At 65.8% G+C, this 19,955-nt stretch carries 14 protein-coding genes; 2 read left to right on the top strand and 12 right to left on the bottom strand.

Going from position 1 to position 19,955, the window contains the following annotated elements; all coding sequences use genetic code 11:
• Nucleotides 1–149: 149 nt before the first annotated feature.
• The gene (locus tag EYW47_RS17870; protein WP_133196170.1) at nt 150–1,292 is read right to left on the bottom strand and encodes a porin; all 1,143 of its coding nucleotides are present in this window, start codon (nt 1,290–1,292) and stop codon (nt 150–152) included.
• A 478-nt stretch (nt 1,293–1,770) separates the two neighbouring features.
• Between EYW47_RS17870 and EYW47_RS17865 the strand changes: the two genes are divergently transcribed.
• Nucleotides 1,771–2,712 carry a LysR family transcriptional regulator gene (locus EYW47_RS17865; protein ID WP_133196169.1) on the top strand — a complete coding sequence of 314 codons (942 nt, stop codon included), beginning with the start codon at nt 1,771–1,773 and terminating at the stop codon, nt 2,710–2,712.
• 246 nt (nt 2,713–2,958) lie between these two features.
• On the opposite strand, the gene EYW47_RS17860 is transcribed toward EYW47_RS17865, so the two are convergent.
• The 5 genes from EYW47_RS17860 to EYW47_RS17840 form a co-directional block, all read right to left on the bottom strand.
• A complete protein-coding gene (locus tag EYW47_RS17860) occupies nt 2,959–7,659 on the bottom strand; it encodes an ATP-binding protein (RefSeq protein WP_133196168.1) in 4,701 nt (1,566 codons plus the stop codon).
• Nucleotides 7,660–7,679: 20 nt separating this feature from the next.
• A complete protein-coding gene (locus tag EYW47_RS17855; protein ID WP_133196167.1) occupies nt 7,680–8,420 on the bottom strand; it encodes an aquaporin in 741 nt (246 codons plus the stop codon).
• Between the two features lie 363 nt (nt 8,421–8,783).
• Nucleotides 8,784–9,464, bottom strand: a complete 681-nt coding sequence (locus EYW47_RS17850) for a response regulator (protein ID WP_377785277.1) — start codon at nt 9,462–9,464, stop codon at nt 8,784–8,786.
• Nucleotides 9,465–9,559: 95 nt separating this feature from the next.
• Complete coding sequence (locus EYW47_RS17845) at nt 9,560–10,207, bottom strand: response regulator (RefSeq protein WP_133196165.1); 648 nt, start codon at nt 10,205–10,207, stop codon at nt 9,560–9,562.
• Between the two features lie 274 nt (nt 10,208–10,481).
• The gene (locus EYW47_RS17840; RefSeq protein WP_133196164.1) at nt 10,482–11,825 is read right to left on the bottom strand and encodes an MFS transporter; all 1,344 of its coding nucleotides are present in this window, start codon (nt 11,823–11,825) and stop codon (nt 10,482–10,484) included.
• 192 nt (nt 11,826–12,017) lie between these two features.
• On the opposite strand from EYW47_RS17840, the gene EYW47_RS17835 reads away from it, so the two are divergent.
• Nucleotides 12,018–12,914, top strand: coding sequence for a LysR family transcriptional regulator (locus EYW47_RS17835; RefSeq protein WP_133196321.1), 897 nt, complete (start codon nt 12,018–12,020; stop codon nt 12,912–12,914).
• Between the two features lie 112 nt (nt 12,915–13,026).
• Here the strand turns inward: EYW47_RS17835 and EYW47_RS17830 are convergent, their stop codons facing one another.
• The 6 genes from EYW47_RS17830 to EYW47_RS17805 all read right to left on the bottom strand — a co-directional run bounded on the left by EYW47_RS17830 (nt 13,027) and on the right by EYW47_RS17805 (nt 19,867).
• A complete protein-coding gene (locus EYW47_RS17830; RefSeq protein ID WP_133196163.1) occupies nt 13,027–13,995 on the bottom strand; it encodes a threo-3-hydroxy-L-aspartate ammonia-lyase in 969 nt (322 codons plus the stop codon).
• Nucleotides 13,992–14,684: a helix-turn-helix transcriptional regulator gene (locus EYW47_RS17825; protein ID WP_133196162.1), complete on the bottom strand. Its 693-nt coding sequence runs from the start codon at nt 14,682–14,684 to the stop codon at nt 13,992–13,994. Before EYW47_RS17825 ends, EYW47_RS17830 begins: the two co-directional genes overlap by 4 nt.
• Nucleotides 14,685–14,836: 152 nt before the next feature.
• Nucleotides 14,837–15,904 (bottom strand): 2Fe-2S iron-sulfur cluster binding domain-containing protein, encoded by a 1,068-nt coding sequence (locus EYW47_RS17820; protein WP_133196161.1) that lies wholly within the window; start codon nt 15,902–15,904, stop codon nt 14,837–14,839.
• Between the two features lie 73 nt (nt 15,905–15,977).
• Complete coding sequence (gene hcp / locus EYW47_RS17815; protein WP_133196160.1) at nt 15,978–17,645, bottom strand: hydroxylamine reductase; 1,668 nt, start codon at nt 17,643–17,645, stop codon at nt 15,978–15,980.
• A 285-nt stretch (nt 17,646–17,930) separates the two neighbouring features.
• The gene (locus EYW47_RS17810; protein ID WP_133196159.1) at nt 17,931–18,476 is read right to left on the bottom strand and encodes a single-stranded DNA-binding protein; all 546 of its coding nucleotides are present in this window, start codon (nt 18,474–18,476) and stop codon (nt 17,931–17,933) included.
• 188 nt (nt 18,477–18,664) lie between these two features.
• Nucleotides 18,665–19,867 carry an MFS transporter gene (locus EYW47_RS17805; protein WP_338117829.1) on the bottom strand — a complete coding sequence of 401 codons (1,203 nt, stop codon included), beginning with the start codon at nt 19,865–19,867 and terminating at the stop codon, nt 18,665–18,667.
• Between the last annotated feature and the right edge of the window lie 88 nt (nt 19,868–19,955).

The following is a 19,955-nucleotide window of genomic DNA, read 5'->3' as shown; positions in this document are numbered from 1 at the left end:
ACGAATGGTAGCGAAGACTTCGGAACCAAAAAGTGACAGGCGAAAAAAAAGAGCGCCGGGAGCGGCGCTCTTAACCCAAGTACTACCTTCTACTACTTCGCTTCTTGACTGGTTCAGCAGCCCGGCCTGGCGCCGGGCCGCCCGCTTCATCAGAAGCGGTGACGGATACCCGTCGTGACGATGCCCTGGTTCTTCGACGACGAGAAGTTGTTCGAGCCCTGGTAGCCGACCTGCGTGATGCCGACAGCGTTCTCGCCGGCACCCCACATGCCGACGCCTTCAAGATAGACGTCGGTGCGCTTCGAGAGCGCGTAGTCGGCTTGCAGCGCGAACTGGTGCCAGTGCGCCGAGTTGCTGCCGTTCGCGTCGAGCATCGAGCCGTTTGCGTTCGTGTACGTGTACATCGCACCGATGCCGAGAGCCGGCGTCAGGTTGTAGCGCGCGTTGGCCTCGATGTTGTTGAATCGCACCGAATGGCCGAACGAGTCGTTCAGACGCGACTGCGTGAACACGACGCCGCCAACCATCGGACCGTAGGTGTAGCTTGCGCCTGCGCCCCAGTTGCGCTGACGGTTGTTCACGCCGACACCGCCAATGATGCCATTGCCCGCACCGAACGCGCTGACCAGCGGCGAGCCCTGGACCGCACCGGTGCCGCCAGCATCCGCGCCGTTGATCTGCGTGTAGGCCGCACCGAGTCGCAGACCTTCGAGCGCGTAGCTCATACCGGCGCTATATGCGCGGTTGACTGCAAAGCCATTAGCGTTGTTCGAGAACGCATAGAGGCCGCCGAACTGGAAGCCCGACAGGTTCGGACTCGTGTACTTGACCGAGTTGTTGAGCGAGAACGTGCCGTTGAGGTCGTCGTTGTCCATGAGGTGGGCCATGTAGTTGCCCCCCCAGGTACCCACCGCCGTCATCGGGCCGATGTAATCGATCATCGAGTCGAACTGACGACCGAACGTGAGCGTGCCGTAGTTCTGATGCGTGAGGCCGACATACGACTGACGATTGAACAGGCCGCCATTCTGCTGGCCGTTCGCGATGTTGAAGCCGCTTTCGAGGGTGAAGATCGTCTTCAAGCCACCACCGAGATCTTCAACGCCACGCAAGCCCCAACGGCTCGCTTGAATGTTGCCGCTCGTCAACGCGTAGTTCGCGTTGTTGTTCACGTTGGTCGTGTACGTAAAACCGGCATCGACGATACCGTAGAGCGTCACGCTGCTTTGCGCGTATGACGCCGATGCAAATGTCGCGGCGACTGCGGCCGCAATAGCGAGACTCTTTTTCATAGACTTCCTTCGATGCAAAGCCTTTCGGCAAAAAGTGGACGCCGCAGCCGGCGCCGTGCCGGCTTACTGGATCCCTCGGCACCGCAAACACAGCGCCGCATTGATATGCAGACCAAAGTTTATGGTCGTCACTTTCAAGGCGGCCATCCCGCGCTATGGCAAAAGCCTTTTCGAGGAAGTCGAATACCCCAGCGGCACACCCCGCAATCGCTTGACCGTCAAAGCGCCCGCTCAATCTCAAATTCACACGTACAGGAAAGGATCGCGCTATATCTCGATATAGCGTTGCCACGAGGCAACACCATTAATTCGAGACAAATAGCGGTTTAGGAACTGTCTCATTCCCTGGGGCAATCCCTGTCGGTACTATCCGGCAACGCTCGCGCTGCAGGCCTGCGGTGAGCCTCGTCTGTGCGTGGGCGAATATCGCCCCAACGCTGCAAATCCTGTCAGTCCCATATCGATGCGGCCCAAAACCATGAATCAGCTCCAGGCGATGCGCGTGTTCACGAGCGTCGCCGATCATGGCTCGTTCGGTCGCGCCGCCGCAAGCCTCAATCTTTCGAACGCCGTTGTCACGCGCTATGTTGCGCTGCTCGAGGCGCATCTCCATACGCGCCTCATCAACCGCAATACGCGCAGCATTTCGCTGACCGAAGCAGGTAGCGCCTATGCCCAGGCATGCCGGCACATGCTCGAAGATCTGGAACGCGTCGAAACGCAGATCGCACACGGCGTTTCGGTGCCCTCGGGCACACTGCGCGTGGTCGCGCATGCGTCGTTCTCGCTGCACGACCTCACGCCGCTACTCAAGCAGTATCTGGCCGCATTCTCGCAAGTCAGGCTCGCTCTCACGCTGCTGCACCGCCCCGTCGACCTGATCGAAGAAGGCTTCGACGTCGGCATTGTGGCGCCACGCCAGGTCAGTGGCGGCACGCTGATCCGGCGTCCGCTCGTCACCGTTACGCCGGTCGCGGTGGCTTCGCCGGCCTACCTCGACGGGCACTGCGTGCCCAGCCATCCGCACGAGCTCGTGCACCATACGCTGCTCGCACCTTCCACCGACATTCACGGTAACGAATGGCATTTCGCGAGCACCGAAGGCGTGCGCGAGCTGGTGCGGATCGAGCCGGCCTATGCCGTCAATAATTCGGTGATGCTGCGTCAGGCCGCGCTGACCGGCATGGGCATCACGATCCTGCCAGCGAGCCAGGTGGCCACGGATCTGGCGCAAGGCACGCTCGTGCGAGTGCTCGCCGACTACGAAATTCGCGACGCCGACAAGGAGCTCTCGCTGGTCTATCCAGGCCGGCGCCACGTGCCCGCGAAAACGCGCTCGTTCGTCGACTTCACGGTCGACTGGTTCCGCGACCAGGACGCTTCTCGCCAGACGATTATCGACACTTCCGGTAATAATTAATTGATCGTTTTTGTCTCGATTTCTGACGGCGCGCGCACTATGCTTCTTTTTGCGAGAAGTGACTCTTCATCGAAGGGTCTCCAAGCTTGAACGCGGCTTCGGCCGCGTTTTTTTTCGCCTGCTGCTCACCCGCTGTCCGGGCGGTCTAACCTCAGGCCTCCAGCGGACCTTAGCGAACTCTCGTTCTTTTCTGGCAAAACTGCCAGTTTCGCGTTCGACTGGGGCACATCAGGATGAATGCGTGCTTCAGGCGAGCAGCGCGGCCTGTTGCTCGATACCGTCGAGCATCTCGTGACAGGTGCGCATGAGCGCAAACCCCTCGTCGCGCAATTGCTCCGGCGTATGAGTGTTCATGTGACGACGCCAGGTTTCGAGCACCGCGAGCAGCGCCGGATAATGCAGCACGCCCACCGCACCCGCGAGCCGGTGATGCCACTCGCGCAAGCGCGCGATATCGACGTCCTCCAGCAACTCCGGCAGCGCGTCCAGGTCGTCGCGCATCGCGCTGACGAACGAGCCCAGCAAGGTCTTCACCGTGGCCTCGCTGCCCCACACCTGGATCATATGCGCGAGGTCGAGCGGATCGGCCACGGCCGCCTCGACGGCCTCGTCCTGCAGCGCAGCCGCGTCGCACATCACTGCGCTGGCGCCCTGATTCGGCACCGTGTGCTCGTGCGCCGTGCGCAGCGCGTTCTCGGCGCCGAACCAGCGCGCGAGCTGATCGCGCAGCGTCGCGACGCGCGTGGGCTTGATGAGGCAGTCGTCCATGCCCGCCTCACGGCACAGGCGCAAGTTCTCGGGCGCCGTGTTCGCCGTAATGCCGAGAATCGGCAGGCGCGGCACGCTGCCCGCAGCCTTGCCCGTCGCGCGCGCCTTGCCCGTCCCGGCCGCTTCGATCTCGCGCACTCTGCGTGCAAGGTCGTAGCCCGATACGTTCGGCATATGGCAATCGGTGATCAGGCAACCGTAGTGCTCCTTCTCCAGCGCATCCAGCGCCTGTGCGCCATCGTCGACCACGTCGCACGCGAAGCCGAGCAGCGCGAGCTGATGACGGATCAGCTCCTGATTCACAGGGTGATCCTCTGCGACGAGAATCAGGCGGCCCGCCGAGCGCTCCTTCTCGCGATCGGGCGCCGTGAGGGCGGTTTCCGCCGCGAGCGAGGGCCGCGCCGCGACCGCGGGCAGGCCAGTGAGCGCCATCGCACAAGCCGCGCCCAGGCCGCGCCACGAAAGCGGATTGACGCTCACCCGCACACCGCTCTCCACCACCCGGTAGCCGCTCGGCTTGGGATTGTCCGTCAGGCGGATGACCGGTGCGCCATGCCCGTCGAGCGCGCCCGCGAGCGCTTCCGCGACGAACACGAGATCGACGCCGCCGTGCGCCTCCAGCTTGCGCATCGCGGCCAGGACGCACGGGCCCGACTCGAGACGCGTCATCTTCATGCCGAGCGAGACGCCGAAATGCATGAGCGCGCCGGCAACGCGCGCATCGTCGCAAATCACGAGCGCGCGCTTGCCGCGCAAGCCATTCGCGTGACCGGCCCGCGCTTCGAGCGGCAATTCGATATGCAGCGTGAGACGGGTGCCCCGGCCAACTTCGCTGTGCAGCTCGAGCGTGCCGCCCATCAGGGCCGCGAGCTTGCGGCTGATCGTCAGGCCGAGGCCCGTGCCGCCAAAGCGCCTCGTAGTAGACGTCTCCGCCTGCACGAAAGGCTCGAAGAGCTGGGCCTGCGCTTCCGGCGCGATGCCGATGCCCGTATCGGACACCGTAATTGCGACACGCTGGCGCGTTGGCTTGCCGCGCGGACCCGCCACGTCGCGCGCCGCCACGTTCACGCTCACTTCGCCATGCGGTGTGAACTTGATCGCGTTGCTGAGCAGATTGAACAGAATCTGCCTCAGGCGCACGCTGTCGCCGCGCAGCAGCGCCGCCACGCCAGCCTCGACGCCCACGCGCACCTTGAGCCCCTTCTCGTGCGCCCGCCCAGCGAGCAAGCCCACGGCGTTGTCGACGAGCTCGCGCATGCCGAACGGCTCGGACGCAATCACGAGGCGCCCGGCCTGGATCTTCGAGTAGTCGAGCAAATCGTCGAGGATCTGCAGCAGCGCGCCTGCCGACTCGTGCACCATGCCGACCATCTGGGTCTGATCGGGATTGAGCGGCGTCCGCTCGAGCACCTCCACGAGACCGAGCACACCGTTCATGGGTGTGCGGATCTCGTGGCTCATCATCGCGAGGAAGTCGTCCTTTGCGCGCGACGCGGCCTCGGCAAGGTCGCGTGCGCGCGCGAGCTCGTCGGCGCGGGCATGCTCGACGTTCGCATCCACTGCGTAGCCGCTCCAGACGACCGCGCCATCTTCCGTGCGGCGCGGCACAAACTCCGCGCGCACCCAGAGCAGCCCGGCCGCGCCGTGAAAGCGGAACTCGGTGTTCACCGGCATGAGCAGGCGCGCCGAGCGCTCGAGCGCCGTAGCAAGCCGCGCGCGGTCGCGGGGATTCACGCGCGCGAGGTCGAGCGCGCTCGCTCGCATGAGTTGCGTGACGGCGTCGCCGAGCAAGCGCTCCGTGTCGCCTCCGAGGTACGGAAACGCGTATCGGCCATCAGGCCCGCGCCGCAACTGGAACACGATGGCGGGCAGCGAGCGCGTGACGTCCGAGAGCAGCCGCTCGGAGGCGCGCGCCCGCATTTCGGCGCGGCGAATCTCGGTGATGTCGATCATCGTGCCTAGCACGCACAAGGGCGCGCCGCGCGCATCGCGGCACAGCCGGGTCCAGAAAATGCCGTGGCGCTTCTCGCCGTCGGGTCCGCCGGTGCCGCCGGGGCCATCGAACGCGAACTCGACGCGCTGGCCCTTGCCCTCCTCGACCGTCTTTCTGTAGAGATCTTCCACGCGCAGGCTGTTTTCCGCGCCCCACGCCGCCACCGCGGCGCCGGTGCGGCCAAGCACTTCGCTGCGCCGCACGCCGGTCATCTCTTCGTATGCGCGGTTGACCGCCAGGTAGCGATTTTCGAGATCGCGCACGCCAAGCGGATAGGGAATCATCTCCGTCATGGTGTCCTGCAGTTCGACCTGCTTCGCGAGCACCTGCTCGGCACGCCGGCGCCGGCGCATTTCGCGCTGCAGAAGCACGTAGGCGCGCAGCGTGACGAGCAGCACCACGCCAAACGCGATCAGGAGCGGCAGGAGCCGCAGCGCATTCACGCTCCACCCGCCGCTACGCTCGGTGGCCACAGCCGTCCAGTGGTTGCGGATCTCCTGCTGCTCGACGGGTGACATCGCGTCGAGTGCGCGATCGATGAGCGTCTTGAGCGGCGCGAGGTCGGTGCGCACCGCGAAGGCTGTCGCTCCATCCGCGCCGATCGCGCCCACCACCTTGAGCGTTTCGATGTACTGGCGGCTGAGCGGTCCGTCGAGTGCCGCAGCGTCGCCTACCAGCACGTCGGCATCATTGCGCTGGACCAGCGCGAGCCCTTGCTCGAGCGTGGCGACACGCAGCACGCGAATGGGCTGTGCCGCGCCAAACAGCACGTGCGCCGCCGGCGCATGCGGCGCCAGCACCACGCGGCGCTCGACATAGTCGCTCAGGCTGCGCGCCATCGGCTCGTCGCGGCGCCCGACGATCACGAGCGGATAGTGTTCGAAGGCCTGAGTGTAGAGCGTGTTCTCGGGTAACCCGCCATCGTCCACCATGGTCGCGAGCAGGGCGAATTCGCCACGCTGGAACGCACTGTCCGCATCCGGCCAGTTGGTCACCGGCACGCGCTCGAAGGTCACGCCCAGCTTGCGGCTCAGATAATTGAGGTAGTCGTTCGCCATGCCCGAGGTATATCCGCGGCGGCTCGCGTAGCTAAAGGGCAGCCAGCCCGCGTCGAAGCCGACCCGCAATGGCGGCAGCGAGCGCAGCCATGCACGTTCGCCGGCGTCGAGATCGAATGGCGGCGAGCGCAACTGCGCGCCGTGACCAGCGCCCTCGCCGCCGTCGAGCCAGCGCGCGCGCAGCGCAGACGCGGCAGTGGGACGCACGCCGCCCGCAGCCACGTTCAGCTGGTCGCGCAACGCTACCTTGGAGACCGGCACCGCAAAGCGCAGCTCGCGCACCTTGATGCGCTCCTCGTAGGCGACGCGCAGGCCGCGGTAGGCGTCATGGTGGATGAGCTGATAGCGCACGGCCGGCGCGAAACCGGCGTAGACATCGGCGCTGCCCTGCGCGACGGCGTGTATGGCAGCGCCAGTGTTCGTGAACGACAGAATCTCCGCTTGAGCAAAGCGCTCGCGCAATAACGGCTCGAGGACATAGCCGTTTTCGACGGCAATGCGCGCACGGGCAAAGCGGCGCGCCGTGGTGGCGATCGCCTCGTTGCCCACGCGCGTAACGAATGCAACGTTGCCGCTCAGATAAGGCACGGTGAACGAGAGACAGCGCTCTCGCTGCGGTGCGCGTGCGAGGCTCATGACCAGGTCGATTTCGGCTGCGCACGCGCCCGCGAGCAAGGCGGTCATATTGGGGTAGACGCGCGGCACGAGCTTCACCTGCGAGCCCACGACGAGCCGCAGGTAGTCGGCGCTGAAACCGCTCAGCGTGTTGCCGTCGAGCACCTCGAGCGGCGGCCACCCTCCCGCGACAACGCCGACCGTGAGTACCGGGGGAAAACCGCCGGATTCGGCCGCCCGGGCTGCGGAAGCGGCCACCGGTCCGGATTGGGGCAGCGCGGACCCGGCCGGCCCGCCTGACTCTGCCACCTGCGCTTGCCCCGCGTGTGCAAGCGCGCCCACCGTCACACAAACCAGGACGCACGCCAGCCGCGCAAAACGGAACATGTGCGCGAGCACCGGCGCAAGCGAGCGGCAGGTCCAGGGCCAGATGAAACGCGAACGCCGCGACGAGCGTGGCATGCGTTGCGGCGCACTTTGAGCAATCTGCAGGACGGGCAACGTCACTTTCATAAGGGCGTCGGGCGGCGCTCTCAAGCGTCGCCGAGCGCCCCTTCCGCGCTCGCATTCGGACGCACGCGACGTCGGATAAACAGCCTGTGACAAACGCCAGCAATCATGCCGCCCAGCATCGGCGCCGCCCAGAAGAGCCAGAGCTGATCGAGCGCCCAGTCGCCGACAAACAGCGCGGGGCCCGTCGAGCGGGCCGGATTCATACCGCCGTTGCTCACCGGAATCGCGATCAGGTAGATGGCCGCGAAGCACGCCCCCAGCGCGGCGGGCGCCGAAGCGCGACGTTGCGGCGAATCCGTCACGACGAGATGGACGAACACGAATGCGAACGTCATGATCAATTCGACGGCACACACCGCGGCGAACGCGTACTCGGAAGGCGAATGCTCGTCGTAGCCATTGCTGCCGAAGTCGGAGACCACGAAGGCGAAGCCCGGCCGGCCAGACGCGACGGCGGCGAGCAGCGCCGCGCCCGCGAGCGCACCCGCGGTCTGCGCGGCGACATACGGTGCGACATCGCGAGGAGGAAAGCGGCCGGAAATTGCGTAGCCGATCGTGACTGCGGGATTGAAATGCGCACTCGACACGCGCCCCGATGCGTAGTTCGCGACGGCGAGCGCGAGGCCGAAGGCGGCAGCCATCTCGAAGACGTTCCAGCCCTGCGCAGGCACGCTTGCGTTGAGCGCGGCGCTCGCACAGCCCACGAACACGAGCCATGCCGTGCCTGCGCCTTCAACTGCCAAACGCCTACCGAGCTTCATCGCATTGCCTCCGTGCCCTGCCGATGCGACGTGCAAACCGGTGCGCAACCCTTTTACAGGCCTACGTGCAGAGCGGCTCGCCAGCGATGTCAGAGGCGGGATCGAATGAGAGTCGCGCTGTCCGACTATTCGCGCGTCGAATAGGAAATTATGATCAGAGGACTCTCATCGCCGGATAGGACAACTCTTAAAAGTCGGACAGCGCCACAGGACGCAGCGCAACGAATTCCTACAGACGACGACATGTGCCGCCCGTTGGGTTCGCGCGAACCGCCTCAGAAAGTTGCGAGCACCGCGCACCCGTGGCTGCGGAGAAACTGACGGACCGCGCGCGCCACAGCCGTGACGCGCGCGGCGCCCTTGTCACGGCGTCTCGTCCTGGACGACACCGCACTCGATCGCGAATCGATACAGCTCGATGTCACTGTTGAGCGAGAGCTTTTTCATGGCCGCGCACTTCTGCGCGCTGATGGTCTTGACGCTGCGCCCGAGCAGGCCGGCAATTTCGGTCACACCGAGCCCCGCCGCATAGTGCGTGAAGACTTCGAACTCACGCCGCGACAGCACCTGATGCACATGCGCGCGTCGCTGCGCGCGCGACGCCTTTTCCAGCAGATCGCGCACGACGGGGCCGACATATTGCTCATGCGCCATTGCCGAGGCGATGGCGACGGGAATCAGGTCGATGCGGTCGCGCTTGCTGAGCACCGCCTCGACATCGAGTTCGATCGCACTGCGCAGCGCCGCGGCATCGTTCTCCATGGTGAGCACGACGATGGGCTTGCCCGCATGCTCGCTCTGGAAGCTGCGGATCGCGTCGTGCCCTTCCTCGCGTCCTTCGCCCGGCATGTAGAGGTCCATCAGCACGAGATCGAATTCATGCCGCGCGGCCTCCTGAAACAGCTGCGCGACCGATTGCGCACGAGAGACGATCCGCACGCTCGGCAATGTGGCGATCAGGTTGTCGAGCGCAAACAGCACGAGCGGATGATCATCCGCGACGATGACACGCACGGGTAGCGCCCTGTCGTCCACGTCTGGCAGCGAAAGCTCCTGCAGGCTGCGCACGCCGCTCTCGCGGCCGAACCCGGACGTCAGGTGTGCTGGCCAGACACGGGCCTGAGTGGTCGACGGCGCGTTCATAGGAGTCCGTGGGCTCGCACAAAGGCGAAAAGACCAGCATCGTTGTTCACGCCGAGCTTCGCCATGGCGTCACGCTTCTGGCGGCTCACGGTGCGCACGTCCCGATCCAGCGCGCGGGCAATTTCAGTGATCGTACGGCCATGAACGAACTGCCTGACCACCTCCGACTCACGCGGCGACAGGCGCGGCACGCGAGTGCTCTCCGGACGCTCGGCCCCTGCGGCAGCCAGTTCCGCGAGGATCGGGGGGCTCACATAGCGCAGACCGCTGCCCGCGCCACGCACCGCGCCAGTGAGTTCGTCGATGGGCTCGCTCTTGCGGATGAGCGCTGTGACACCCGTGTCCATCACTGCGCGCAGGATGGCGACGTTCGTGATACTGGTCAGGACGACGATGCGGCAGTGCGCCCAGTCGCGGCACAGGCGCCGCACGAGATGCAAACCGTCTTCCGCATCGCCCGTGTCGCACGGCATGGTGAGGTCGGTCAGCACGATGTCGCACGGCACGCATTCGAGCGTGTGCAAAAGCGAGCTCGGACCGGACGCTTCGCCGACGACCTGGATGTCTCCCGCAGCCTCAAGCGCCGAGCGAACGCCCAGTAAAACGAAGGGATGATCGTCGGCAAGGACGACTCGAAGTTTCAAGTTGGCTCTCTCTCGATGTAGTAGGGATATCGGATCGGCCTATGCTTGCCCGATCTTTCAGCCGGGCTCACGAGGGCTTGTTGCGCGAAGCGTATTCTTTCTGGAGCCGTCATCTGAACATCGATTAACGATTCCCTGAATCAGAGATTTCCGAAACGTCAAACCTTCTTTAACCGTAAATTTTGATTCAGTTATGCGAATCAAATGAGAGATTTCTGGAGCGGATACACCGCGGACCTTGTGGCATGTCGGACAATGCCGCAGGCGGCGACGGTTAAACGGTCGCCCCTGCACTCGCATGCCGCTTTGGCTTGTGCGAAAGCGAGACGGTTTCGCCGGCGGCATCTGATGGGCATAACGCGCGCGCAAAGGCGGGCCACGCCAGCGCCGCACATGCGGCTGCCGCAAACCAGACGGCGGGCCAACCGGATACTGATAGCAGCATCGGAATCGCCGAAGGCGCGATCCAGAATGCCAGGAAGGCGCCAGTGTTGCCCATCGCAAGCGCCGTCCCCGCGCGAGCATGGCCCGCGAGCGTGGCAAGCTCGGTGAAAGCGACGCCGTGCCATGCCGAAGCCGCAATGCCACCCAGCACGAGCAGCGCGACGAGCACGAAGCGAGCGTCGCCGAGCAGCGGGGGCGCATGCACGAAGCGCCCCGCGTGCGCAAACAGCGCCGTCGTTGCAGCGAGCAACGCGAATAGCGCAACGCTTAGCGCGGCGCACGCGCGCAGCCAGGCGTTGCGATTGCCACGCCGGTCGGTCCAGCGTCCGCTCCAGACGCGCATGCATGCTGCGCCGACTTGCACTGCCACGAGCGTCGCACCGGTCGCGGCGCTGCCCGCATGGCCGAAGTCGTGCAGGAAGACGCTTGCGAACGAGATCACTGCGACTTGCGGCATGCACAGCGCCGCGATGCCGCCCACCATGCGCCAAACCTGAGCACTGCGCAGCGGCGAGCGCATGCGCGGCATTTCATGCTGTCCTGCGCGCGCCGGTGCGCGCAGCGCGGATGCTTCCGGTTCGCGCACCCAGCATATCGTCAGGAATGCAGACAAAATGCACATGGCCGCGAGCGCGCCATAGACCCACTCGAAACCTGCCCGTGCGGCCAGTGCTGGCAGCAACAGTGCGCCGACTCCCGCGCCGGCCGGCACGGCCGTCTGCCGGATGCTCATGGCGAGACCGCGCTCGCCGGGGCCGAACCAGGCCATGACCGCGCGCCCGCTCGAACCGTTGACGCTGCCGCCGAGCAAGCCGATGGCAAGAAAACCTGCCCCAAGCGCATGCGCATCTGGCACATGCGCGGCCTCCGGCACGCACCAGGCCGTCATGGCCAGCAGCGCAACCGCGGTCGAACCGAGTCCCGTGAGCAGTACGCGCCGGTCGCCCCATCGGTCGGTGAGCAGCCCCCACGGCAATTCACTCAAGACGATGCCGAGTCCGAGCATGCCGAGCAGCAGTCCGAGTGTGCCGGTATCGATACGGTAATCCGAGCGGATCCACACCGCCGTCGCCGGGATGCCCGAGAAAGCCGCAGCAAAGCTGGCGTTCGCCGCCACGCCAACGCCCAGCACCTTCCAGCGATGCGACGCTTCCCGCTCCTTCGCGTCCCTCATGATGACCTCCAGAAAAGGATTGACTGCGGCCATGCTACGAGCGCACCATCTATCGGAAAAGCGGGAATATTCAATCGATACGATCGGAAAATCCGAAACATCGAGTCTGTATGAAAGGAGCTTTCGGCGAAGCCCTTGTTCGGCCTCGTAGAGAATCTCGCTACCGCCGGCAACGGCATTGAACGTCACGACATGAACGCACGCGGACTCGACCTCGCGCAGTTGCGCACCTTTCTCGCCGTCACGGAGGCAGGCAGCGTCTCGGCCGCCGCTGAGCGCGTATTTCTCTCGCAGTCTTCGGTGAGCGAGCAGTTGAAGAAGCTGGAGGAGCGCATCGGCCAGCCGCTGTTCGTGCGCAGCAAGCAGGGCGTCGCGCCCACGCCGGCAGGCACCAAGCTCGTCGATCACGCGCGCCGCATCGTGGCGATGTGCGACGCCGCGTTCGACGACATGCTCGGGCGCTCGCTCGACGGCGAAGTGCGCATCGCCATCACCGACTACTTCCGGCCGCACGATGTGGCCGCGATCATCCGGCGCTTCGCGAGCCAGCATCCGCGCCTGCGGCTCAATGTGACCGTGTTGCCGAGCGCCGTGATCGAGAGCAGCGCCGAAGACAACGGCTTCGACATCGGCCTTGCCCTGCGCATGGTGGACACGCGCGGCAAACGCGCCGGGCCAAAGGCAGACGCGCGCAGGAACCCGGCGATCCGGCGAGAGCAGTTGCTGTGGGTCGGTGCGCGCGAGACGCTGCGCGAGCATGCGGCGCTCGCGCCGCCGTGGCCACTCGTGCTGCTGCCCTCCACGTGCCTGTTGCAACGCTACGTCGTAAAGCTGCTCGAGCGCGCGCGCATTCCGTTTCTGATTTCACATTCGGCGTCGGGCGTCGCCGGTTTGCAGCTCGCGCTGCAGGCGGGTCTCGGGATTTCCTGCCTGAACGAATCGGCGCTCGGCGAGGGGCTCGTGGCCTGCCCTGCGTCGTTCGGCTTGCCCGCGCTGCCGGCGGCCGAGTTCCATCTGCTGCCGGGGCGTCCCGGCGAAAGCGCGCACGTGACGAACGCGCGCGCGGCGTTCGCGACATTGCTCGGCTAGCCGGCGACACGGCGCCTGGTTCTCCGAAGCGCTGTGCCGGCCGGAGCGCGCCGCCCATCGGTTAAGCGTATGCGCGGCCTGCGCATCGAGCCGCGCGCCGCGCTCCCCCGGATCACGGTGCGCTCGTCAGCTCCGCGAAACGCAGCAAATCGACATTCCCACCCGAGATCACAATGCCCACGCGCTTGCCGCGCACATCCACCTTGCGCTGCAGGACAGCCGCGGCAGCGAGGCAGCCCGTGGGCTCGACCACGAGCTTCATGCGGCTCGCGAAGAATTTCATCGTCTCGACGAGCTCAGCATCGCTGACGGTCACGATCTCGCTCACGCGCTCGCGGATCACTGCGAACGTATAGCCGCCCAGATGCTGGGTCTGGGCGCCGTCGGCAATCGTCTTCGGCGTGTCGATGTGAACGATCGATCCCGTCTCCAGGCTCTGCTGGCCATCGTTGCCCGCCTCGGGCTCGACGCCGATCACCGTGCAGCCCGGCGCGAGCGCATGCGCCGCCGTCGCACATCCCGAGAGCAGCCCGCCGCCGCCAAGCGGCGTGAGCAGCACGTCGAGCTCGCCCGCGTCTTCGAACAGCTCCTTCGCCGCCGTGCCCTGCCCTGCCATCACATGCGGATGGTCGTAGGGCGGAATGAGCGTGAGGCCACGCTCTTCGGCGAGGCGCTTGCCGAGCGCTTCCCGGTCCTCGGTGTAGCGGTCGTAAAAGACGACTTCGCCGCCATAGCCGCGCGTCGCTTCCACCTTCACGGCGGGCGCATCCTGCGGCATCACGATCACGGCCTTCACGCCCAGCAGTTGCGCCGAAAGTGCGATGGCCTGCGCGTGATTGCCCGACGAGAACGTGATCACGCCGCCCGCCTTCTGCTGCGGCGTGAACTGCGCGATGGCGTTATAGGCGCCGCGGAACTTGAAGGCGCCCATGCGCTGAAGGTTCTCGCATTTGAAGAACAACTCCGCGCCGGCTAGGGCATTCGCCGTGCGCGAGGTCATGACGGGGGTGCGGTGCGCGACGCCGCGAATGCGCTCGTGCGCGGCGGCGACGTCATCGAAGGAAATCGGCAGTGTGCTCATGGTCGGTGCTCGCTGGGCAGGTAGGTGTAAACGGTCGAGCGCGCCACGCCGAGCGTGCGCGCCACTTCGGCCAACGCGTGGCGCAGGTTCAGGTGGCCGCTCGCGGCCAGCTCGCGCACCGCTTCGCGGCGCTGCGCGAGCGTCATGCCGACGGGTGTGGTGTTACGTGCGGCGGCAAAGCGCTCGAGTGCCGCGCGCACGCTCTCGCGCGCCTCGCCGCTGCCGCCCGGCCCCAGCGTTTCCGCGACAGGCGCGGCCGCATCCGTCTGCATCAGCTGGCCGAGGCCCGCCGTGACCGCGCCCAGCAGCGACACATCCATGTTCAGGCAGATGGCTGCGATGTACTCGCCCGCGCTGTTCTTCAGCCCGATGGACGTGCTCTTGACCGGGCGCCCGTCGGGAAAGCGGTTCGGATAATTGGCCACGACCTCGGGAAAGCCGGAATCGGTGATGCGGGCGAGGCCCATTTCCGTGGCCGCATCGCCAACCTCGCGGCCCGAGAGATTGTTCGAGATCGCGACGACCGAATGCTCGGGCGCCGTCAGATCGTGCAGCACCACCTCGACGAGCGGAGCAAGCGTCTGGCCGAGCGCCTCGACGATCTTGCGGCCCTCGCGCAGGAGCAGCCGGTTTTCGCTTGAGTTCGCGCCCGGGAGCGTGCTCTGGAGCGCTTTTGAATGTTTTGCCATGTCTGACATTTTGGCATTTGATGACAAAATGTCAATCGATGATTCACGGCAATGCGGGTCATGCCCTGCGAGCGGTGCCCGGCGCGCGACGGCCGCGCATAAGAAAAACCTCGCACGCTGGCGAGGTTGAAGGTGAAACATGAGGCTGTGCGTCACACTGCGAAGCGCTCGCTCGCAAATTGTGCGGCAGGCACGCCTGCCGCCGCCGCAACCGCCTGCGCGGCGCTCACCATGCCGGGCGGACCGCATACGTAAAGATCGGGTGACACGTCGGCCGCGGCGAGCGCGGCCTGCAGCGCATCGACCGGCGTGCCGCGAAAGCCTCGCCACGCCGCGCCACCATTGCCTGGATCGCCCCCATCGCCGGGATCGCGAACGCAAAGCTCGACGCGCAACTGCGCAAGCTCCGCTTGCAGCCGTTCGAGCTCATCCACCATGAAAAGCTCGCTCTCGCGGTTCACGCCGAAGATGAGGCGCGCGTCGTTCATCTCCTGATACTCGGCCATGCGACGCAGCATCGAGAGCACCGGCGCGAGCCCCGTGCCGCCCGCCACGAACCAGCGCGGGCGCAGGCTCTCGGCGAAGAGGCCGAAGCCACCCTGCGGCCCGTGCACGCTGAGCGCATCGCCCACCCGTGCATGCTCACGCAGATATGACGAGAACACGCCGTCCGGACGCAGCCGGATCAGCAGTTCTAGCCGCCCGTCCCAGTTGCTCGTGTTGGCCAGCGAGAACGGCCGGCGTACGCTGCCCCCGGTCCCCTCGAGCCCCGCGGGCAATTCCAGTTCGACGAATTGGCCCGCTTCGAACTCGGCGGCACTGCCGTAGACGTCGTCGGGCTCGAGGCGCAGTTCGAGGCGGCGCGTGTCGTCCGCGATCGTCTCCAGTGCGACGATACGCGCGCGGCGCACTGCCACCGGCCGCAGCAACACCTTCGCGCCGTCATAGGGCGCCACGATGCGCAAGTCGCTGCGCGGCGTCGTGCAGCACAGCAGAACCGCGTGCGGATCGCTCTGCGGCAGCGCGTCGGCGCTGTGCGCGCCGAGCGCGTAGTCGCCCTCGACAACGCTCGCGTGGCAGGCGCCGCAGCTGCCGCGCCTGCACTGTGACGGCAGCGTGATCTGCGCTGCCGCAGCCGCCGTCAGCACGTCCTGCTCCGGCTCGCACGCGAACGAGAACGCCTGGCCGTCGCGCGTGGTGATTTCGATTCGATGGCTCATGAATGCCTCAGCGCTACTTCATTGAACAACGGCGTGAACATCGGCGTGAACGTCGACAAAACGCCGATGCGATTCACGCGGCCTTGCGCGCGAGCGCGGCGGCGAGATCGGCGTGCGCATCGCCGATCGGCTGGATGCCGAACTGCTCGACGAGGATCTGCAGCACACCCGGCGTGAGGAAGGCCGGCAAGGTCGGCCCGAGACGGATGTTGCGAATGCCGAGCGCTAGCAGCGTGAGCAGCACTGCGGCGGCCTTCTGCTCGAACCACGAAATCACGAGCGTGAGCGGCAGGTCATTCACGCCGCACTCGAAGGCATCGGCGAGCGCGACGGCAATGCGGATGGCCGAATAGCTGTCGTTGCATTGCCCGAGGTCGAGCAGACGCGGAATGCCGCCGATGTCGCCGAACGCATGCCGGTTGAAGCGGTACTTGTTGCAGCCGAGCGTCATGACGACGGTATCGTCAGGCGCGGCCTCGGCAAACTCGGTGTAGTAGTTGCGGCCCGGCGCGGCGCCATCGCAGCCGCCGATCAGGAAGAAGTGGCGGATCTGGCCGGCCTTCACTGCGTCGATCACCTTGTCGGCCACACCGAGCACCGTGTGACGCGCAAAGCCCACCGTGACGGTTTCCTCGGGTGCGCTCTCGTGAAAGCCGGGCAAGGCAAACGCCGCCTGCACGAGCGGCGCGAATGCGCCGTGCTCGAGATGGCGCACGCCGGGCCAGCCCACCGGCCCCGTCGTGAACACGCGTTGACGGTATTGCGGCAGCGGCTCGATCAGGCAGTTCGAGGTCATCAGCACGGGACCCGGGAAGTTCGCGAAATCCGCTTGCTGGTCCTGCCAGGCGCCGCCATAGTTGCCCGCGAGGTGCGGGTAGGCCTTGAGCTTCGGATAGGCATGAGCCGGCAGCAACTCTCCGTGCGTGTAGATTTGCACGCCGCTATCTTGGGTCGCTTCGAGCAAGGTTTCGAGGTCGCCCAGATCGTGGCCGGAGACGAGGATCGCCTTGCCCGCCACCGGCGTCATGCGCACTGCCGCGGGCTGCTGGTTGCCGAAGCGGCCCGTGTTGGCGGCGTCGAGCAACTCCATCACCTTGAGGTTCACGCTCCCGAGCGCGAGCGCGTGCTCGAGCAGCGCGTTGGCCTGCACGGGCGCGCGCGCGAGAAACTCGAGCGCCGCCTCCACGTCCGCATACACGTCTTCACTCTCGTAGCCGAGCACGCGGGCGTGATGCGCGTACGCGCAAACCCCTTTCAGGCCATAGAGCACCAGCGCGCGTAGCCCGACGATATCGGCACCGAGTGTCTCGAACCCCGCATCCACGCCGACGAGCCGGGCCTGCGCCTGCAGCTCCCCAACGTTCGCGCCGGGTTGCCAGCGCGCGGGGCCGGCCGGTTCCTGCACCGCGACGCCCTGCGCGAACGCCAGCGTTTCATAGGCCTTCTTCACGCGGTCGCGATGCTGCGCGGCTTCGCGCAGCATCGCCACGAAGCGCGCGGCGTTGAAGTTGACATTGGTGAGCGTCGTGAACATCGCGTAGAGGATGAACCGGTCGGCCTCGCGATCGGGACGGCCCAGGCCGCGTGCGAGCGCGCTGTACTGGGCGATGCCCTTGACGGCGTGGATCAGGAGGTCCTGCAGGTCCGCGGTGGTGGCGTCCTTGCCGCAGTTGCCCTTCGCCGACGCGCAACCTGGCTTTCCATTGCTGTGGTCGGTCTGTTCACATTGATAGCAAAACACGGCTTTCTCCTTTCCTTGTGGGTGACGGCGCTGGCGCGTTGTCGATGCAACGCATCGACTGTCGGATCGCGACGAAGGGCCTTGTAAGATGCAAATTCAACGCATCTTTTAAATGGTCACTCCGGCGAGGAAGTTTTGCCGTGATGTGGATCAGGAAAAGAGCCGGTTAAAGCGCGGAAGCGTTTGCCTGTGCGAAAACGCCGCAGATGTGAGGATGCCCCAAGGAAAAAGCCCGCCTCCTTGCGGAGCGCGGGCTTCAATCAGCAAAAACAAAGGCTCTTTGTTTTAGAACGGAATATCGTCGTCCATTTCGTCGAAGCCGCCGCCAGCCGGCGCGTTCGAACGACCACCACCGCCACCACCGCCGCCAGCAGCACCACCGCTGCTCGCGCGCGGTGCGCCGCCACCCGCTGCACGGCCGCCGCCGCGCGGTGCGGACGGCTCGCGGCTATAGCCGCCGTCGTCGCCCATGTCGCTGCCCGCCGACGCGCCACCGCTGCGGCCGCCCAGCATCTGCATCTGCTCGGCGACGATTTCCGTCGAATAACGGTCGGTGCCGTCCTGCGCCTGCCACTTGCGCGTGCGGATGCGGCCTTCGATATACACCGACGAACCCTTCTTCAGGTATTCGGAGACGATTTCGGCCAGACGGCCGAAAAACGCCACGCGGTGCCATTCAGTCATTTCCTTGAACTCGCCGGACGTCTTGTCCTTGTAGCGGTCGGTGGTCGCGAGGCGGATGTTCGCAACAGCGTCGCCGCTGGGCAGATAGCGCACTTCCGGTTCGGCGCCGAGATTGCCGACGAGGATCACCTTGTTCACGGATGCCATGAGTTTCTCCTGTTGATTCCGTTGCGTTTGAGCGGCCACGCGTTTCGCGCATCGGCGTCATATTGCGATGCGCGCCGCGCGGTCCGCCTCTCGCGAAAAATGTTGCGGCGAACGCCTGGTTCGCCTCAAAGCAGAGGGCGGGCGCGCTTGCGACCCTGCCCGCGGCGCTTGCTTGAGGCCTGGCCCCATCAAGCCCGCTTGGGTTGCACCTTCAGCGGCACCTTCATATAGGCCGCGATTATAAGCCAGCACAGAACGAGCCCCGAGCACGCGTAGAACACCGCGCTCGCGCTTTCGTGCTTGAGCAGCCATCCGCCCACCACGCCGCCGAGTGCAAGCCCGATCGACTGGGTGGTGTTGTAGACGCCCGTAGCGGCGCCCTTGCGGTTGCCCGGCGCGAGCTTGGACACCAGCGAGGGCTGCGAGGCCTCCAGGATATTGAACCCGAGGAAGTACACGAACAGCACGGACGCCACAATTGCAATGGTATGCGCAAGTGAGCCAAGCAGAAGCTGGCCGATCAGGATAAGCCCAATGGCCGAGACCACCACGGCCTTCATCTTGCCCCGCTTTTCCGCGGCGATGATGGCGGGCACCATCAGGACAAACGAAAGGCCCATCACCGGCAGGTAGACCTTCCAGTGCGACGCGACCGGCAGGCCCGCGTCCACGAGCAGGCGCGGCACGACGAGAAAGAGCGCGGTCTGCGTGGCGTGCAGCGCGAGCACGCCGAAGTTCAGGCGCAGCAGTTCGACGTTGTGCAGGACTTCGGCGAACGGTGCGCGCACGTGCACGGGCTTGGGTGCATCGGGCACGATCCACACCACGACGCCGACCGCGAGGATCGAGAACACGCCAACGAGCGCGAACAGACCACTCATGCCCACCCAGTGGAACACGATGGGGGCGCCCACGATCGCCACCGCGAATGACATGCCGATCGAGCCGCCCACCATCGCCATGGCCTTGGTGCGGTGCTCTTCTGAGGTGAGGTCGGCAATGAACGCGAGCACGGCGGACGACACCGCGCCCATGCCCTGGATCACCCGTCCGACGATGATCCACGTCATGTCGTGCGCACCGGCCGCGACGAAGCTGCCGATCGCGAAGATCACGAGGCCGGTGGCGATCACGCGCTTGCGCCCCAGCATGTCGGACGCCCAGCCATAAAAAATGTACAGGAGCGACTGCGTGACGCCGTACGCGCCGAGCGCGATGCCGACGAGCAGCACGTTGTCGCCGCCGGGGATGGTTTTCGCGTAGACCGAAAACACCGGCATGATCATGAACAGGCCCAGCATGCGCAGCGCGAAGATCGCGGCAAGCGACACGGTCGCGCGCATTTCGGGCGCGCTCATGCGTGAAGAAGTAGCGGGTGAATTGGAGGACATCGGAGCTTTTTTTGATTGGGCCGCCGCTGCGCGCGCGTCACTGAGCCTCGCGGGCGTGCAAAGACGGACGTCGGGCGAACTTCACGGA

This window comes from Paraburkholderia silviterrae (assembly GCF_004353915.1).
In the GTDB taxonomy this organism is placed as follows: Bacteria; Pseudomonadota; Gammaproteobacteria; order Burkholderiales; family Burkholderiaceae; genus Paraburkholderia; species Paraburkholderia silviterrae.
The sequence above is the reverse complement of the archived record's forward strand: the minus strand, read 5'-3'. Positions and strand labels throughout refer to the sequence as shown.

Coding starts and splice junctions, on each gene's coding strand:
- EYW47_RS17870 (WP_133196170.1), bottom strand. CDS start 1,292: ATGAAAAAGAGTCTCGCTATTGCGGCCGCAGTCGCCGCGACATTTGCA.
- EYW47_RS17865 (WP_133196169.1), top strand. CDS start 1,771: ATGAATCAGCTCCAGGCGATGCGCGTGTTCACGAGCGTCGCCGATCAT.
- EYW47_RS17860 (WP_133196168.1), bottom strand. CDS start 7,659: ATGAAAGTGACGTTGCCCGTCCTGCAGATTGCTCAAAGTGCGCCGCAA.
- EYW47_RS17855 (WP_133196167.1), bottom strand. CDS start 8,420: ATGAAGCTCGGTAGGCGTTTGGCAGTTGAAGGCGCAGGCACGGCATGG.
- EYW47_RS17840 (WP_133196164.1), bottom strand. CDS start 11,825: ATGAGGGACGCGAAGGAGCGGGAAGCGTCGCATCGCTGGAAGGTGCTG.
- EYW47_RS17835 (WP_133196321.1), top strand. CDS start 12,018: ATGAACGCACGCGGACTCGACCTCGCGCAGTTGCGCACCTTTCTCGCC.
- EYW47_RS17830 (WP_133196163.1), bottom strand. CDS start 13,995: ATGAGCACACTGCCGATTTCCTTCGATGACGTCGCCGCCGCGCACGAG.
- EYW47_RS17825 (WP_133196162.1), bottom strand. CDS start 14,684: ATGGCAAAACATTCAAAAGCGCTCCAGAGCACGCTCCCGGGCGCGAAC.
- EYW47_RS17820 (WP_133196161.1), bottom strand. CDS start 15,904: ATGAGCCATCGAATCGAAATCACCACGCGCGACGGCCAGGCGTTCTCG.
- EYW47_RS17810 (WP_133196159.1), bottom strand. CDS start 18,476: ATGGCATCCGTGAACAAGGTGATCCTCGTCGGCAATCTCGGCGCCGAA.
- EYW47_RS17805 (WP_338117829.1), bottom strand. CDS start 19,867: ATGTCCTCCAATTCACCCGCTACTTCTTCACGCATGAGCGCGCCCGAA.